The following is a 16,411-nucleotide window of genomic DNA, read 5'->3' as shown; positions in this document are numbered from 1 at the left end:
CGTTGCGCGGGATCACCGCCCTCTGAGGCGCCCCCTCCCGAGATGAAGCGAAGCCCGGCGCGCTCCGGGCAGGGAGAGTTCCCATGAACCCACTTTGGGGAATGTTCGCGGTGCTCGTGGGCACCTTCCTACCCCTGTCGATGACACTCAGGGCAGGGGCGCAGATCTTCCACGATCGCGGCTGTGGCCTGTGGCATCCGGTGAACGTCTACCGCTGGATCAAGGTCGCGCTGATCGTCCCGCTGCTGGCGGTCGTCAGCCCGGCCGGAGTGTTCCTGATGTTCGGCATCGGCGACGCGGGAATGGCCGAGCGGATCGTCACTTTCCTCGCGTCTGCGCGGGGCGTGATCCTCGTCGCCGGCTTGCTGCTCGCCGCCTTCGTCATCGACAAGGAACGTCCGCGCATGATCGACCAGCTGACGCGCCGGCCGACGTCCGACGAGCATCGCACGCGCATCCAGTTCCGCCACGACACCATGATCGTCCTCATCATTCTCGGGCTCGCCCTGATCTCGGCCCCGTTTGTCTGATGGCCGGGCAGAACGTGGTCGCTGCGGCCGTGGGGCCGGCCGCAGTCGCACTGCTTGGCCTCAACATCCCGATCGTGCCGGCGCTCTTCGGCGTCGCTGGCGTCGTGCTGGGCCGGTACATCGCGCAGTCGGTGCGCCGTGAGGGGGAGGAGCGTGTCCCCAGCCGGGCGAACTTCGCTGTTACCGTGCTGTTCGCGCTCGCCATGATCGCATTCTCGTCCGAGCGCGAGCTGACGCCATTCCGCGCGCTGGGTGCCGGCGCGTCGGCCGGGTTCCTCGGGCTGGGGCTGCTCGAGTTCATCGCCTCCCAGTTCTCCGAACGGGTGCGCGGCGCGATCGAGGGGTTCTTCAATCCCCGAAAGTGACGGGCCGCCCCGGCTCATGGCGTTGGGCTCCAGGGGCCGGGGCGCAAGCGCGACGGGGGTTGTGCGCTCAGAGGCTGAATGCCCCCGCTGTGTTTCCCGAGAATGTCACCCACGTTACCGATGAAAGGAAGAGTCATGGCAAAGACGGCTGATCAGCTGGTTGCCGAGGTGATCGCGCGTGAGGGCGGGTATGTGAACCACCCTGCCGATCGTGGCGGCCCCACCAACTGGGGGATCACCGAACAGGTCGCGCGTGCCTATGGCTATCGCGGCGACATGCGATCGCTTCCGCGCGCCACGGCGGCGGAGATCTACCGCCAGCGGTACTGGACCGCTCCCGGCTTCGACAAGGTCGCGACCCGCGACGAGGATCTCGCCGCCGAGCTGTTCGACGCTGGGGTGAACATGGGGCCGGCGCAGGCGGGCAAGTTCCTGCAGCGTGCGCTCAACCTGCTCAACAGCGAGGCGCGCACCTACCCCGACGTGGCGGTCGACGGCGGTATCGGGCCGCTCACGCTGGCAGCGCTCGACGCCTACCTGCGGCAGCGAAGCAATGCTGAGGGGAGGGCGGTGCTGCTGTGGCTTGTCCGCTCCTTCCGGACCGGCCGCTACGCCGAGATCGCGGAGGCGAACAAGTCGCAGGAGGCGTTCCTCTACGGCTGGATCGCACGCCAGGTGCGGGAGGCGTGACCGCCCTAGCGTTGCTGCGCCGCTTCTGGTGGGCGCTGCCGATGCTGGCGCTCGCGGCGGCGCTGCTCGCCACACGGGCGACGCTCGCCGACCGCACCGCCACGCTGCGCGCTGAGCGCTCCGCATGGTCGGCTGCGCTCGACGATGCGGAGAAAGCCCGGCTGGAGGCAGAGCGGCGCTACGCCACCAACCTCGCTCAGGCGGCAACCAACTATGCCGACGGTCTGGCTGCGCGCCAGCCGATCATTGTCCGATCCACCAACACCGTGAGGGAATATGCGCAGACTGATGCTGGCCGCGTGCTGTGCCGCGATGCTGACCGGGTGCGCGCGGTCGATGCCCTTGATGCCGAGCTTGCCGAAGCCGCCGCGGGCGGCGCTGGAGCCGTGCGTCCCGACACCACAGCGCCGGCAGGCGGACGGTAGCGCCACCGCTGCTGACGACGACGGCACGATCCGCGACGGGCGCTTCGACCTGGCCGCGTGCGAGGCGAGGCGGCGGCTGCTGGTGGAGGCGTGGCCGCGGTAGGCTTTGCTGAGCCACTTCGGCTGCGCCGAGTTTCCCCGCTCGTCCGCGACTCGGCGCCCCTCCCGGGCGGGCATTTGGCTGCCGAGCGGTTAGCCAAAGCCTTCGGTATGCCGCAGAACTCCGTCAGTGGTTTCCGGCAAGTTAGCCACGCTAAGTGCTTGATACTCCCGACAAGCGAGAGTCCTGCCGGAACTCGTGGGGGCCTACCTGAGCGCGAGCCGCTCGGCCGCCTCCTGGAGGGAGGCTTCAACTTGCTCTAACCAACCATCAGGGCAGGTGAGCGCCATGTCCAGCGTCTGTGTTCCGCGGCTGTCCTCATCGTCCAAGATGCTCTTGATGAAAGACGGCAGTTTGACAGCCTCGCCGATAAAGGTCCCTGCGATCCCGATGAAGAGGCGACGGGTCGGGTCGAACACATCGTCAAGTATGGTGAAGCGGACTCGCTCTTCCCACGCGAGTGCTCCAGCGCACATTTCAGCGAACAACTTGCTGGTGGAGACGATCGCAGCCGCATCACCGGGCTGCCCCGGTTCCCCCCATGCTTTAGCAAACTCCTCGTTGGCGAGAGCGCTGAATGAACCCGTAAGGCTCGTCACTTCATCCAGCCGGTCCTTCAGCCATGCAAGTGAAGCGTCCTCCGCGATGCGCGATGTCGGCTTCGAGTACAGGCCTCGCTTAAGAGCATCCCACCTTTGAATTGTTGGAGCCATCTCGGTCTGCAACACTTCCACCGTCAGACGGTATTCCCATGCGTCAGGCTTATCCGAGATAATGCGTTGAGCTTCGGCACTCAGCATTCGGGGTTTTCCTCCACCCAGTTAGCTATCAGTAACGTGCAAGCGTGCGGCCGATAACCTCACGCCACAAAAGCGTCCTTGGCTCACCTATGCGGCGGCCGGAACGCGAGCGTTTCCAAGCGTGTAGTAAATAGAGTTCCAGTTGAGGTTCGTGCTCGTGAGCCCTTGCTCGACCGCAACTTGTTTAGCGAGGTCATCCAGTTCTGCCGATATACTGAGAACGGCGGAATGCTTCTCCGAGCTGTTGAGTACAGCTCGCGAGCCATCTGGCGTCTGAAGCCGCCCCGCTTCGTCTTTGTTGCGATAGCACCAATCGAAGAAGCGCTGCGCCTCACGTAATATGTACAGTTCGTTCACACCACCGGCCCTAAGGGGCGTCGGATCGGCATGGTAAAGAAGGCCGGCTACATCGAAGCTCGACAGCTTCGCGGCAGAGGAGCTATTCGCGGCATCATTCTTGACGTTCTTTACCAAGCGAATAGCCTTTTTGAGTCCCCCATAGTATTCCACGTCACGATCGTGAACGCGTTTCATGTGAGTGAAGGGGAGGTTGTCGACGGTGGTCGGCACCTTTTTGTCGAGGATCGTTACACCTCGATCATGCTCTTGGTTTAGAGCTTGGTAAGCTGCAGTATTATTCCAGTGCGCGGGGACAACATCAACTGGCCTTTCGAAGGCGCCACCTGATAAGCTAATGCACTTGCCGCCGGCACAGTCGACCTTGGCGCCCCAATAGCGGCGCTTCAGGAGATCTTCGCACTCATTACGCAAATGAGTCAGTGCTCCCAAGGACGTCAGAGTGCTCGGCGTATAGTAGGCTGCTCGCGCCCCGTACGGGTTGTACGTAAAAAAGTCGGTCCTTAGCACTAAAAGATCAACATCGCTGACGCCGCGAATATGTATATCGAGCGGAACTGATCCTTGAAGGCGCGTTTCGAAGGAAATGCCAAGTCCGTTTCGAAGCTGATTCTCGACTCTTCTTGCCTCGTCCTTGCTCTTCTGGGTGTAATCGGCGTCGACTGCCTGCATTGCTCCGAGCGCATAACGGGTATGCGGTTGATTGGACGCGCGGCGCTGCCAAGACTCCTGGACGACGCTCTTGCGAAGGATATCGGAAGCGAAATCGGCTGTTATTCGGCCGTTGTTGACAGCATCCACACCCCGGCGCCGAGCACGCAGACTTTCCAAGCGTGAGTTGATATCCAGAGGCATCAGGCAGACTCCTTTGTCAGTCGCATCTTCCCGAACGTGAATCGGCCCTGGCCGTTGAAGTACTCGCCTTCCGCGCTGGCGCGATCGTGCGAGAAGACGAGCTCTGCAAAGCCTCGATGGCTTTGCAGGTCAGGCTGGCCTGCCTTTGGATCGTTCCGATAGTTGTATAACAGCCGGAAGCCATCTGCTTCGTCGCACACTAAGGCTGCGGCTATGCTGTTGGAGCCCGAGTGATCCGTCTTCATGCGGACGCGGATGCGCTCCCAGCTCTGCACGATCGTGACAGTGCCGGTCCAATCCCGGTCCACAGATCCATCAGGCTTTAGGGAAGTGCCGTGGCACGACCAGACTCCGCTCAGATCCGGAGCTTTGAGCCAACCGCCAACTGGCGCCCACCGCCATGCGTGTTTGTCCAGAAACCAGTAGAGGATGGTGAATATGGTGCCAGCTCCGGCAAGGGAGATCACTGCGGGCGGAATGTTGGCATTAAGCCCAAAGGCAGTGGCCACGTCCCACAGCGTCAGTACAATGAGCATAACGACCGCCGAAACGCCTGCGGCGGCGAGGCTCAAGTATTGGCCCACCTTGGCTCGGTTCATGCCGCCTAAAAGGGCGTACTCGTGGTTCTGCACTATGAATTGGCTTTCTCGTCAGGTCCTCCTCGCCGCGTGGAGGAATGCCTATAGTTGCTGCTCCGCCGAATAGGGCAAGTTGGATGTTCCTGCATCCGCAGAAGATGGTTCCAGAAATGGGACGGACGGGCTCCCGGGTTATGGTCAAACGAACACATCTTACGTCGGCATGAAAGCTCCGCCTGCAGCCGAGCGCGCACTTGAGCGGAAGTGCGGTAACGCACACTTCGTTTCCGCAAACTCGTCGATGTAATGGCCTGAAATCCAGCGCGAGCGCGGATCGGCGAGCGGCAGCACCGGCAGCTGGACGTTGGTGGCATGGTCGAGCCCCTGGTCGAGCAGCTGCAGCTCTTCGGGGTGAACCAGATCCTCGGCATCGTGGAGGACGACGCCCTTGAACGCAGAGCCTTCCCCCCGCTGGTCGGCAAGCAGCGCGTGCCACAAGGCGTTCAGGCAATCGGCCTTGGTGGTGGGGCCGGGGCGCGGGCAAACGACCAGCCGGACGCGCGCATCCTCCGCCGCAACGGCGCGGATGGCGGCGATGGTGCCGGGATCATTGGGATAGGCACCCGCATAGATGCGATAGTCGGGATGGTCGAAGCGGGCGAGGGCAGTGCGGAGCATCAGCCCGATCACGGCCGATTCGTCCCAGGCGGGCACGAACACGGCCAGTCGACCCGGCCGGTAGGGCCCGGTCGGGCGGCTTTGCCAGACTGCGGGATACCGCCGGAAGCGGCGCGCGAAATGGACGATGTCGGTCGCGAGATCATCGGCACCGCCGATCAGGAAGCCGAATGCCGCGAACAGCACGACTTCGTGCAGCACGCTATCCAGCGCGCCGAGCCATAGTCCCCCCAAAACGAATCCCCCAATTCGGATGGTTAACTATGTCGTAATTACAAGATCAGGCAAGTCCTGCCTAAGTATTTTTTAGGATGGGGTAAGGGGTCGTAGTGTTTGGCCGATCAAGTCTCGGAACTGGGGAATGGGAAGCGGCCGGGGAGCAACTCCCCGGCCGGGTAGCATTTGGTCGTTACCAGTAGAAGCCGCGGATGACGTCGATTACGCGGCCGCGACGGGTGTCGACCAGGACCACATCGTCATAATGGCGGACCCAGCGCTGGCCGGGACGAACCGGCGGCAGGCGATAGCGCCACGGGTCGGCGATCACGTAGCGCGGGCCGTAATAATTGGGGGCGATGCGGGCGCCTGCGCGGAAGCCGGAATAGCCGAACGGTGCCTGCCAACCGCCGCGCGCATAGAGGCGACGGTTTTCCTGGCGATAGGCGCGCCAGTCGTTGCGGCCCCAGCGGTGATCGCGCGGATAGGCGCGGGGAGCAGGGCGGGCGTGATGGCGCTGCGCTTCGTGCCGGCGGTTGTCGTAGCGGCGGTCGTCGCGGTGATCGCGATACTCGGGGCGCGGCTGGGCGCTTGCCGCGACGGGAAGGGCGATGCCGGACAAGGCGGTCGTCGCGGCAAGGGCTGCAAGGATCAGGGTACGCATGAAACCTCCTCTTCACCGGGAACTGCCCGATGATCGAGGAGGTAGCAGCGGCTCGCTGAACGGCGCGCAAACCGAATTGTCAGCGAAACGAAAGCTGCGGGCGGGCAGCCCCCGGCAGAATTATTGGTTCGGGTTGCCGCCGCCCGGGCCGCCCATGCCGGCAGCGCCGACCGTGCCGATGTTGCCGAACAGATCCTGGAAGAAGCTCTTGTTGCGGCCGAGCGTGGGCGTCTTCTTCTTCGACGGGCTGACCGACGCGACCTGGTCGATGCCGGTGCGGTCGACCGCCTGGACGGTGCCGTTCTGGTCGAAGCGGATGCGGATCGTCGTCTGGTCAACCGGGTTCGGGTTGTGGAAGGCCAGGTTGCGGCTGTCGCGCGAGAGGTAATACCATTCGGTATTGCCGCCGCCGAACTGGCCGGTGAAGGTCGGGTGGCCCAGCGTGGTGGCGACCGATTCGCGGTTGTCCACGCCCGGCTGGACCGCGTTCACCAGGTCGGCGTCGATCACATAGCCCTGGTGGCTGCGCACGCGCGTGCAGCCTCCCAGGCTCAGCGCGGCCAGCGCCACGGCGGCAACGGCAATGCCGTGGTGCGCAAACAGCTTCATCGACTTCCTCCAGCAAACCCGGCGGGCGATTGCATCGCGCGCCGATCGCCTCAATATGCGGGCCGGCGGTGCGCGACAAGGCCGCCCTCCGTTTCCTACCGTCTTTCGAAAGCTGCCATGCGCCTCCTGGACCTGTTCCGCTCGCCCCCCGATCCGCTGGCACCGCTGTACGACGCGGTGGTCGCGCGCGCTCGCCAGCCGCACTGGTATGTCGAGGGCGCGGTGCCCGATACCACCGACGGCCGCTTCGACATGCTGGCGGCGGTGATATCGATGGTGCTGCTGCGGCTGGAGGATACGGCCGAGGGCGCGCTGCCCGCGGTGCGGATCGCAGAGCGCTTCGTCGACGACATGGACGGGCAGCTGCGCCAGTCGGGCATCGGCGACGTCGTCGTCGGCAAGCACATCGGCCGGATGATGGCGATGCTGGGCGGGCGGCTGGGCGCGTACCGCGAGGGGCTGGCCACCGGCACGCTCGCCCCGGCGCTGCTGCGCAACCTCTATCGCGGGGAGGATCCCGGGGCGGCGCCGCTCGCCCATGCCGCCGCGGCGCTCGAGTCGCTGCACCGGGCGCTGGAGGACACCCCGATCCAAACCCTGCTTGCTGGAAGGCTTCCCGAATGACTGCCACCCCCGAATTCAGCCGTCCGCAGCGGCTCGACCGCATCGGCGCGGGCGAGTCGCAGGTGCAGGTCGAGGCGACCGCCGACGAGCGCGCGGCGCTGGCCAGGCGATTCCGCCTGATCGCGATCGACAGCCTGGCCGCCGACTTCACCCTGCACCAGGAGGCCGCGGGCGTGGCCGCGCGCGGCACCTTGCGCGGGGCGGTGGTGCAGGCCTGTGTCGCGACCGGCGAGCCGGTGCCCGAGACCATCGAGGAGCGCTTTGCGCTGCGCTTCCTGCCCGAGGGTACGCCCGAGGGCGACGAGCTCGAGCTGTCGCCCGAGGAATGCGACACCATGTTCTTTGAAGGCAGCGCGATCGACCTGGGCGAGGCGGCGGCCGAGACGCTGGCGCTGGCGCTCGACCCGTTCCCGCGCGCGCCCAATGCCGACGCGATCCTGCGCGAGGCGGGCGTGCTGCGCGAGGACGAGGTGCAGCCCTATTCGGCCTTTGCCGCGCTCAAGGACAAGCTGAAGTAGCGGCATGACCGCGGTCGCAGGCGGCGGTGCGCGCCGGCCCCGGGTGGTGCTGGCGATGCTGCTGCTCGTCTACAGCTTCAACTTTCTCGACCGGCAGATCCTGAGCATCCTGGCGATGCCGGTGAAGGCGGACCTGGGACTGTCGGATTCGCAGCTGGGCCTGTTGGGCGGGCTCGCCTTTGCGACGCTCTATTGCACGATGGCGATTCCGATCGCGATGCTGGCGGACCGGACCAGCCGCAGCTGGGTCATCACGATCAGCCTGGCGGTGTGGAGCGGGTTCACCGCGCTGTGCGGGACGGCGCAGGGCTTTGCGCAGATGTTCCTGTTCCGGGTGGGCGTGGGCGTGGGCGAGGCGGGGGGCGTGGCGCCTTCCTATGCGCTGATCGCCGACACCTTTCCGCCGGGAAAGCGGGCGCGGGCGCTGGCGATCTATGGGCTGGGCATCCCGATCGGCTCGGCCGTCGGCGTGCTGCTGGGCGGCGCGATCGCGGCGGCGATCGAATGGCGCACGGCGTTCATGGTGATGGGGGTGGCGGGGCTGCTCACCGCGCCCGTGTTCCGGCTGCTGGTGCGCGATCCGCCGCGGGCCGCGCCCGCCGAGCGCGGCACCATGCGGCCGGTGTTCGGGATGCTGGCGCGCAAGCCCGCCTTCTGGCTGTTGTCGCTGGGCGGGGCTGCGGGATCGACGGCGGGCTATGGCATCGCCTTCTGGCTGCCCAGCCTGATGATGCGCAGCTTCGGGCTGGACCTGGCCGAGACCGGGCGGTTCGTCGGCGCGCTGCTGCTGACCGGGGGCGTCGCGGGCATCCTGCTGGGCGGGATGATCGCCGATCGCTGGGGCCGGCGGACGCGGCGCGCCTATGCGCTGGTGCCGGCGATTGCCTATGTCGCGGGGGTGCCGTTGATGGCGGCGGCGATGCTGTCGGGATCGTGGCAGGCGGCGCTGGCGCTGTTCGTGGTGCCGCAGGCGCTGGTCTATGCGTGGCCGGGCCCGCTGCTGACGGCGGTGCAGCAGCTGGTGCCGAGCGCCATGCGCAGCACCGCGAGCGCGTGCTTCCTGCTGATCAACAACCTGATCGGGCTGGGGCTGGGATCGTGGTTGGTGGGCGCGCTGTCGAAGGCGCTGACCCCGCAGCTGGGCGACGAGGCGCTGCGCTATGCGATGCTGGGGACGCTGGTGTTCTACCTGATCGCGGGCGTCCTGATGGCGGCGGCGGCGCGCGTCCTGCCGCAGGACTGGGTCGAGGAATAGCGACAGCGGCGAAGGCGCACCCTATATCGGATCCGCCGGCGCAACGACGCCGGTGCAGGAGAGCAACGCCATGACCGCCGCCGACCCGACCGTGATCCTTTCCTATGCCCGCACGCCGATGGGCGGGTTCCAGGGAGCGCTTGCGGCCGTGCCCGCCACCCGGCTGGGCGCCACCGCTATCCGCGCCGCCGTCAAGCGCGCCGGCGTCGCCCCCGAAGACATCGAGCGCGCCTATATGGGCTGCGTGCTGTCGGCCGGCCTCGGCCAGGCGCCCGCGCGGCAGGCGGCGCTCTATGCGGGCCTCCCCGAATCGGTCGAGGCGACCACGGTCAACAAGATGTGCGGATCGGGCATGAAGGCGGCGATGATGGCCGCCGACGCGATCGCCGCCGGATCGTGCGACATGATCGTCGCGGGCGGCATGGAGAGCATGTCCAACGCGCCCTATCTGATGGCCAAGCACCGTGCCGGCGCGCGCATCGGCCATGACACGGTCTATGACCACATGATGCTCGACGGGCTGGAAGACGCCTATGAGCCCGGCCGCGCGATGGGCACCTTTGCCGAGGACAGCGCCCGCGAATATCAGTTCACCCGCGAGACGCAGGACGCCTTCGCCATCGAATCGCTGACGCGCGCACAGGCGGCGCAGACCTCGGGCGCGTTCGAGCGGGAGATCGTCCCCGTCGAGGTGGTCGGGCGCAAGGGCACCACCACCGTCACCCGGGACGAGCAGCCGGCAAAGGGCGATGTCGCCCGCATCCCCACGCTGAAGGCCGCGTTCGCCAAGGAAGGCACGATCACCGCCGCCAACGCCTCGTCGATCTCGGACGGGGCGGCGGCGCTGGTGCTGGCGCGCGCGTCGGTGGCCGAGGCGCGCGGGCTGACCCCCGTCGCCCGCATCGTCGCCCACGCCGCCCATGCCCGCGCACCCGCGCAGTTCACCACCGCTCCGGTAGGCGCCGTGCAGCGCGTGCTCGACAAGGCGGGCTGGTCGGTGGACGATGTCGACCTGTTCGAGATCAACGAGGCCTTTGCCTGTGTCGCCATGATCGCGATGCAGGACCTGGGCATTCCGCACGACCGGCTGAACGTCCACGGCGGCGCGACCGCGCTTGGCCACCCGATCGGCGCCTCGGGCGCGCGGGTGCTCGCCACGCTGCTGTCGGCGCTGGAGCAGAGCGGCAAGCGGCGCGGCGTCGCGGCACTGTGTATCGGCGGTGGGGAAGCGACGGCGATGGCCGTCGAACGGATGGGGAAGTGACCATGGGGGGACTGCCGATGCGCCGACGGGAAGTGCTGGGGGCGGCCGCTGCGCTGCCGATCGCGTCGAGCGCGGGGGCGGCTGCGGGGGCGGCTGGCGGCAAGCCGCGCGGCATCCGCCGCCTGTCGCCCAAGCTCGACGCGATCCTGGACGCGAGTGGCCCCGTCGAGACGCTGGGTGGTGGCTATACCTGGTCCGAAGGGCCGCTGTGGGTGCCGCGCGGCGGCGGCATGCTGTTGTTCTCCGACGTGCCGGCCAACCGCATCTGGCGGTGGCGGCGCGAGCAGGGCTTCGACCTGTTCCTTGAGCCGTCGGGCCTGGCCGGGCCGATCCCGCCGTCGATCCGCGAGGCGGGTGCCAACGGCCTCGCGCTCGACGGGCGCGGTCGGCTGCTGATCGCGGACAGCGGCAGCCGCACGGTCGCCCGGCTCGATTTCGCCACCGCCAAGAAGACGGTGGTGGTCGACCGGTTCGAGGGCAAGCGCTTCAACAGCCCCAACGACGTGATCTGCGCCAGCGACGGCGCGATCTACTTCACCGATCCGCCCTATGGCCTGGCGGGCGACGGCAATTCGCCGCTGCGCGAACTCGACTTCTGCGGCGTCTATCGGCTGGGCGCGGACGGGCAGCTGGCGGTGGTCGACCGCAGCCTCACCCGGCCCAACGGCATCGCGCTTTCTCCGGACGAAAGCACGCTCTATGTCGCGGTATCGGACCCCAAGGGGCCGGTGCTGGTCGTCTATACGCTCGACGCGCGCGGCATGCCGACCGCCAAGCGCGTGCTGGTCGACTTCGCAGCCGACCTGGCCGCGGGCGGCCAGGGCCTGCCGGACGGCATGAAGGTCGCGGCCGAGGGGCATTTGTTCGCGAGCGGCCCCGGCGGCATGCATGTGCTGAGCCCCGAAGGCGAGCGGCTGGGGCTGATCCAGACCGGCGACGTCATCTCGAACTGCACGATCGGCGAGGGCGGGGCGGCGCTCTACATGACCTCCAACCACGACATCGCGCGGATCTCGCTGAAGCCCAGGCGAGCCGCCTAGGCAGCGTCAGGAAAAGGCGAGCCAGCCGGCGACGCCGCCGAAGGTGACGAGCGCGAACGGGAGCCAGCGGCCCTTCAGCCGCCAGCTCGCGAGCGCCGCCACGACGAAGATCCCGGCGATGGCAAGCGGCTGGGGCGCGCGCGCAAGCGTGCTGGCGCCGAGCTCCACGAAGGTCGCGGCGATGATGCCCACCACCATCGCGGCGACGCCGTCGAGCAGGCGGTGGAGGAGGGGGTTGTCGACCACCGCCTCCAGTCGTTCGAAAAAGAGGAGCGAGAAGGCGAAGGCCGGCAGGAAAATGCCGGCCGTGATCGCGAGCGCACCGCCCCATCCGCCCGCGAGATAGCCCGCGAAGGTCGCAAAGATCACCAGCGGCGCCGGCAACAGCCCGGCGATCGCGACGCCATCGAGGAAGGCGCCGTCGGAGATCCAGCCGCGCCCGACCGTGTCCGCGCGCACATAGGGGATCGCGGTATAGGCGCCGCCAAAGGTCAGCAGGCCGCCCTTCAGCCCGGCCACGAAGAGCGCGAGGATCGTGGCCGGCGTGCCGGCGCGGGCAAGCGCGACCGCCGTCGACGCGTCCGGCGTGCGGGTGACGACCCAGGCGGCGAGCGCCACGAGGAGCACCGATCCCCAGATCGCCGCCGGCCGCCGAAACCCGGCATAGGCGGCGCCGGCGGCGACCAGCAGCACCCAGAAGGGTATGCCGGCCAAAGTGCCGATGAGCCCGAGGACCGCGAGACCCGCGAGCGTCGAGTCGACGAGGATATGCGAGCCGATCCGGTGCACCGCGCGCAGGATGATCGCGAGGACCGCCGCCTGCACGCCCAGCAGCACGCCCGCCAGCAAGACGCTGCCGGCGATGAAGGCGGCATAGGCCCAGCCGCACAACAGCATCAGCACGAAGCCCGGCAGCATGAAGCCGAGCCCCGCCAGTATCCCGCCGAGGCGCCCGCGCGCGACCATGCCCATGTGGACGCACAGTTCGTGCGCTTCCGGGCCGGGCAGCACCTGCATCACCGCCAGTAACCGGTTGAAGCGGCTGCTCGTGATCCAGCCTTCCTCGTCGACGAGCGCGTGGCGGATCATCGCGATCTGCGCGACGGGCCCGCCGAACGCCAGCATGCCGAAGCGCAGGAACTTGGCGAACAGGGCGGGAAGGCTGATGTCGGGCACGTTGTCGGCTGGGGTGTTCATCGATCGGCTCCTGGTCGCCGGGCGCGACCCATGGAGCGGACTTGGACGACATCCGTCTGAACGGGCGTCCGCGAAAAGCCCGTGGCGCAAGTCTAGGCAGGATCGGGCCGTTCGCACAATGGGCGCTTGGGTGTGGGCGCTGCCACGGGCGCGACCGGCTTCGCCGTGGAAGCCGGTCGCGGGCGACGCCGCCCTAGAGCGGGCTGGCGTAGAGGCTGTGGTGGGTGAGGATGTAGAGCGTCCGCCGGTCTGGCCCGCCGATCAGCAGCTGAAGGGGGCGTTCCGGAACGTCGATCCGGCGCTGCAGCTGCGAATCCGGGCCGTAGACGAACACCTGCCCGTTCGCGACATAGAGGTTGCCGGCGTCGTCGCGGGCGACGCTCTCGCCGCCACGATCGGCGACGATCTTCAGGTCGGTGACCTTCCCGGCCTCCCCGACGATGCCGCTATAGGTCCGGTTCTCCGACGCGTTGGTCAGGACGACGCGGCCGTTTCCGTCGGACGCGACCAGCCCATAGGCGTCGAGCGTGTCCGACCAGCGCCAGCCGCGATGATCGTCCGGCCCCTGGTTCCAGACGCGGAACGCCGGCAGCACCAACGATCCGTCCGGAGAGACATATTCCTGCGGCTTTGCCTGGGCCATCTTGGCGACGAACAGGTCGGCAATGCCGGGATATTCATAGGTCGCGGGGTCGATCCGGTCCGCGAACTCGCCGTTCTCCCACACATTGACCGGCAGCAGCGTCGCGGCGCCGGTGCGCGCCTTCGCCGGGGTGGGAGCGATCACGCGGACATCGGCGGGCTTGGCCGGATCGATGCTGTAGACCGTGCCGTCCCGGCCGGCCGAGGAGAGCACCATCAGGTCGCCGGAGCGATCGACCGCCAGGTTCACCGCGTCGAGCGGGGCGTCGGCGACGATCGTCAGCCCCTCCGGCTTCGACCAGCCGTGGATGCGCTGGAAGAAGCGGTCGATGAAGTAGAGCTTGCCCCTGGCATCCACCGCGCCGCCGGCGATCGAGTAGAAACCGTCGGCGAGCTTTTCGACACCGGGCGAGACCGGCACGCCCGACCGGGTCGCCGCCGCCGTGGGCGCGGGCGGCAGGTCGAGCCGCGCGAACTCGCGCTCGCGCACTTCCTGCTGGCGCGTCATGTCCTTGATCGCGTTTTCGAACGGGAACTTGCTGGCGCGCAGGAACGTGCCGCAGCCCTTGGTATCGCAGCTGGCAAAGCCGCTTTCGCCGTTCACATGCAGGTTGCGGAAGCGGATCTCGCCCGAATTATAGAGCTTCACCGCCGCATCCATCGGCTTGATCGAGCGGGTGACGCGATAGCCGTGGTAGTTGGCGAACAGGATGTTGCGCGAATTGTGGAACTCGGTGGAGACCGCGTTGACGCCGTCCTGCACCTCCTGCTCGGTCTGGGGCGCGAGGAACTCCCAGTTCTCGACGTTCTTGAGCACGATCTCGGCCCGGTAATGATGCTCGGCCGACAGCTGGTAGACATGGCCCGGCGTCTTGGTGTCGGAGACGTAGAAGCCTGCCGAGGCCAGGGTGTTGGGCGACCACAGCGCGGCAAAGGTGCCGCCGCCGCCGTCCGTCACCCAGATGCTGGGATATTGCCCGTCGAAGCGCGCGCGCGGATCGCCGAAGCGGATCGCGCTGCCCTTGGTCAGCATGGTGCCGCCGCCGCCCTGGATCTTGACGTCGTTGACCTCCGACGCCTCGCCCGCGCGCCACAGCAGCCCGGTCGCGCGCGGGTTCACGCCGCCGGTCCACAGGCCCAGGCCATGGACGATGGCGTTGCCGCCCTTCGCGCTCTCGATCAGCGCCTTGGGCCCGCCGACGCCCATGTAGGCGGGCGTCTCGTCCGGCAGATAGAGGTGGGTGAGGCTGGGGTGGAGCGCGATGAGCACGCTGTCGGGCCGCAGCCGGATGGTGTCGGTGACGCGATAGCGGCCCATCGGCATGTAGAGCACGCGATGGGTGTCGATCGCCCGCTGGAGCGCGGCGGTATCGTCGGTCTCGTCGTCGCCCTTCACCCCCAGGTCGCGGACGTTGACCCATTGCGAGACCGGCGGGAGGGCGCGGATCTTGGCGGCCGGGCGCGCCGGCGTGCGGCCGAGCGGCGCCATCTCCACATCGGTCGCATAGTCGCCGACGGTGCCCAGCCCGGCGAGCTTGAGGCCGTAGGAGAAGTCCTTGACCCGGTAGCGGGTGCCGGAGCCCGCCACCGTCTTTCCGCTGTCGCGGAAGCGCGCGAAGGTCGGCGTGTTGATCGCCACCGCGTCCGCAAAGCCGACCTGGGTGAAGACGTTGTCCTCGGCAGAGATGAGCACGGCCGCGTTCGATACATTCTCGAACCGGACCTGCTTGCCGAACAGCGAATCGGAATTGCCGCGGTTGATCTCGATGCCGATCGGCGTGTCGCGGATGGCGACGTTGACGAGGGTCAGGTCGACTTCATGCTCGCGGATGGCGGCGTCGCGCTGGCCCTGGAACTCGGAATCGATCAGCGTGAACTGCCAGGCGGGCGAGGTCTTTTCGGACATGATGCCATAGCGGCCGCCGAAGAAGCGCAGGTTCTCGAACTCGTTGCCGGCCTGATAGACGCCGGCGAGGCCCGATCCGATGTGGAAGTCGATGTGGCGCAGATAGCCGTGCTGGGCGACGCGGAAGCGCACCGCGACCGCGCCGGAATTGCCCGCGCCGATGCGGAAGTTCACATTGGAAAGCGCGGAATAGAAGGTGCTCGACGTCGCATCCCAGACATTGGGGTCGAACGGCACGCTCGTGCGCGGCGGCACCGGCGCCTTGCCGACGCGATACTGGTCCTCCCCGGTAAAGGCGATCATCGCCCCCACGCCCGATCCATAGCCCGGGGTGTTGTCGGCCAGGATGATCTCGGGCCGCGTCGGCCCGACGCCGAACACGCGCACCGCCGACTTCACGAAGATGGTGCGGCTGATCCGGTAGCGGCCGGAGGGGAGGAAGACGACGCCGCCCTGGCCGCTTGCGGCGGCGGCGTCGATCGCCTGCTGGATGGCGGCGCTGTCGTCGGCGCGCCCGTCGCCCACGCCCTTGACCGTGATCGCGCGCGGCTCGTCCGGCGCCGTGAGGTAGACGGATGTCGACTGTGCCAGCAAAGGGGCGGGCAGCATCAATGCCGCCGCGCCGAGCAGCCAATTCGCCTTCATCCTTCATCTCCCCCAATAATTTTTGTTATCGTTACCATTTTGCCGGGGCGGACCGCCGTCCCGGCATTTTTCCAACGCTTCGATTTCTCCTGGTGTCAGGAAACGTGGTGGTGGTTCAGCGCCTGGGCTGCGATCGCCACCTGCGTGCGGTTGCGCACGTTCAACTTGCGCATGAGCGCGGTCATATGTGCTTTCACCGTCGCCTCGGCGATGCCGAGATCGAAGGCGATCTGCTTGTTGAGCAATCCCGAATGAACGCCGCGCAGAACCTTGATCTGCGCAGGGGTCAATTGTGCCAGGCGGGACTCGATCGCGGGTCCCGCAGGCAGTTCGGAATGGCGAGCGTGTTCGGAAGTCCCTCCCATCGTCATCCTCCTCCTGATCGGCCTAGTGGCCGCTGCTCGCCAGGGGCGTGTGCACCAGGCGAAGTCTTTGTCCAATCTTCCGTGGTTC

At 67.3% G+C, this 16,411-nt stretch carries 18 protein-coding genes; 9 read left to right on the top strand and 9 right to left on the bottom strand.

All coding sequences use genetic code 11. The features are described 5' to 3' along the window. Positions 1-83: 83 nt before the first annotated feature. From QP045_RS16280 to QP045_RS16265, 4 genes are all read left to right on the top strand, one after another. Positions 84-530, top strand: coding sequence for a hypothetical protein (locus QP045_RS16280; protein ID WP_422516048.1), 447 nt, complete (start codon positions 84-86; stop codon positions 528-530). After that, positions 530-895, top strand: coding sequence for a hypothetical protein (locus tag QP045_RS16275; RefSeq protein ID WP_422516047.1), 366 nt, complete (start codon positions 530-532; stop codon positions 893-895). Before QP045_RS16280 ends, QP045_RS16275 begins: the two co-directional genes overlap by 1 nt. A 135-nt stretch (positions 896-1,030) precedes the next feature. Next, complete coding sequence (locus tag QP045_RS16270) at positions 1,031-1,585, top strand: glycoside hydrolase family 108 protein (protein WP_422516046.1); 555 nt, start codon at positions 1,031-1,033, stop codon at positions 1,583-1,585. Continuing rightward, complete coding sequence (locus QP045_RS16265) at positions 1,582-2,010, top strand: hypothetical protein (protein ID WP_422516045.1); 429 nt, start codon at positions 1,582-1,584, stop codon at positions 2,008-2,010. Before QP045_RS16270 ends, QP045_RS16265 begins: the two co-directional genes overlap by 4 nt. A gap of 306 nt (positions 2,011-2,316) precedes the next feature. Here QP045_RS16265 and QP045_RS16260 read toward each other — a convergent pair whose 3' ends face one another. From QP045_RS16260 to QP045_RS16235, 6 genes are all read right to left on the bottom strand, one after another. Beyond that, positions 2,317-2,910: a hypothetical protein gene (locus tag QP045_RS16260; protein WP_422516044.1), complete on the bottom strand. Its 594-nt coding sequence runs from the start codon at positions 2,908-2,910 to the stop codon at positions 2,317-2,319. 87 nt (positions 2,911-2,997) lie between these two features. Then, the gene (locus QP045_RS16255) at positions 2,998-4,122 is read right to left on the bottom strand and encodes a hypothetical protein (RefSeq protein ID WP_422516043.1); all 1,125 of its coding nucleotides are present in this window, start codon (positions 4,120-4,122) and stop codon (positions 2,998-3,000) included. Further along, positions 4,122-4,721: a hypothetical protein gene (locus QP045_RS16250; protein ID WP_422516042.1), complete on the bottom strand. Its 600-nt coding sequence runs from the start codon at positions 4,719-4,721 to the stop codon at positions 4,122-4,124. Before QP045_RS16250 ends, QP045_RS16255 begins: the two co-directional genes overlap by 1 nt. Before the next feature lie 192 nt (positions 4,722-4,913). Further along, entirely contained in the window at positions 4,914-5,579 is a 666-nt protein-coding gene (locus tag QP045_RS16245; protein ID WP_422516041.1) for a glycosyltransferase, read from the bottom strand. Between the two features lie 208 nt (positions 5,580-5,787). Then, complete coding sequence (locus QP045_RS16240) at positions 5,788-6,258, bottom strand: RcnB family protein (protein ID WP_422516040.1); 471 nt, start codon at positions 6,256-6,258, stop codon at positions 5,788-5,790. A 120-nt stretch (positions 6,259-6,378) separates the two neighbouring features. Then, positions 6,379-6,867, bottom strand: a complete 489-nt coding sequence (locus tag QP045_RS16235) for an outer membrane protein assembly factor BamE (RefSeq protein ID WP_422516039.1) — start codon at positions 6,865-6,867, stop codon at positions 6,379-6,381. Between the two features lie 117 nt (positions 6,868-6,984). Between QP045_RS16235 and QP045_RS16230 the strand changes: the two genes are divergently transcribed. The 5 genes from QP045_RS16230 to QP045_RS16210 all read left to right on the top strand — a co-directional run bounded on the left by QP045_RS16230 (position 6,985) and on the right by QP045_RS16210 (position 11,568). Continuing rightward, complete coding sequence (locus QP045_RS16230; RefSeq protein ID WP_422516038.1) at positions 6,985-7,491, top strand: ubiquinol-cytochrome C chaperone family protein; 507 nt, start codon at positions 6,985-6,987, stop codon at positions 7,489-7,491. After that, a complete protein-coding gene (locus QP045_RS16225) occupies positions 7,488-8,009 on the top strand; it encodes a YceD family protein (protein ID WP_422516037.1) in 522 nt (173 codons plus the stop codon). Before QP045_RS16230 ends, QP045_RS16225 begins: the two co-directional genes overlap by 4 nt. A 4-nt stretch (positions 8,010-8,013) precedes the next feature. After that, positions 8,014-9,264 carry a spinster family MFS transporter gene (locus QP045_RS16220; RefSeq protein WP_422516036.1) on the top strand — a complete coding sequence of 417 codons (1,251 nt, stop codon included), beginning with the start codon at positions 8,014-8,016 and terminating at the stop codon, positions 9,262-9,264. 70 nt (positions 9,265-9,334) lie between these two features. Next, complete coding sequence (locus tag QP045_RS16215) at positions 9,335-10,528, top strand: acetyl-CoA C-acyltransferase (RefSeq protein ID WP_422516035.1); 1,194 nt, start codon at positions 9,335-9,337, stop codon at positions 10,526-10,528. Between the two features lie 2 nt (positions 10,529-10,530). After that, a complete protein-coding gene (locus tag QP045_RS16210) occupies positions 10,531-11,568 on the top strand; it encodes an SMP-30/gluconolactonase/LRE family protein (protein WP_422516034.1) in 1,038 nt (345 codons plus the stop codon). 6 nt (positions 11,569-11,574) lie between these two features. On the opposite strand, the gene chrA is transcribed toward QP045_RS16210, so the two are convergent. From chrA to QP045_RS16195, 3 genes are all read right to left on the bottom strand, one after another. Next, complete coding sequence (gene chrA, locus QP045_RS16205; RefSeq protein WP_422516033.1) at positions 11,575-12,765, bottom strand: chromate efflux transporter; 1,191 nt, start codon at positions 12,763-12,765, stop codon at positions 11,575-11,577. Between the two features lie 193 nt (positions 12,766-12,958). Beyond that, positions 12,959-15,958 (bottom strand): glycosyl hydrolase family 28-related protein, encoded by a 3,000-nt coding sequence (locus QP045_RS16200; protein WP_422516032.1) that lies wholly within the window; start codon positions 15,956-15,958, stop codon positions 12,959-12,961. 95 nt (positions 15,959-16,053) lie between these two features. Further along, entirely contained in the window at positions 16,054-16,329 is a 276-nt protein-coding gene (locus QP045_RS16195) for a helix-turn-helix domain-containing protein (protein WP_422516031.1), read from the bottom strand. Positions 16,330-16,411: the final 82 nt, after the last annotated feature.

The organism is Sphingomonas sp. 3-13AW (genome assembly GCF_049311085.1).
In the GTDB taxonomy this organism is placed as follows: Bacteria; Pseudomonadota; Alphaproteobacteria; order Sphingomonadales; family Sphingomonadaceae; genus Sphingomonas.
Note: the sequence above shows the minus strand (reverse complement) of the source record. Positions and strands in the feature narration are given on the sequence as shown.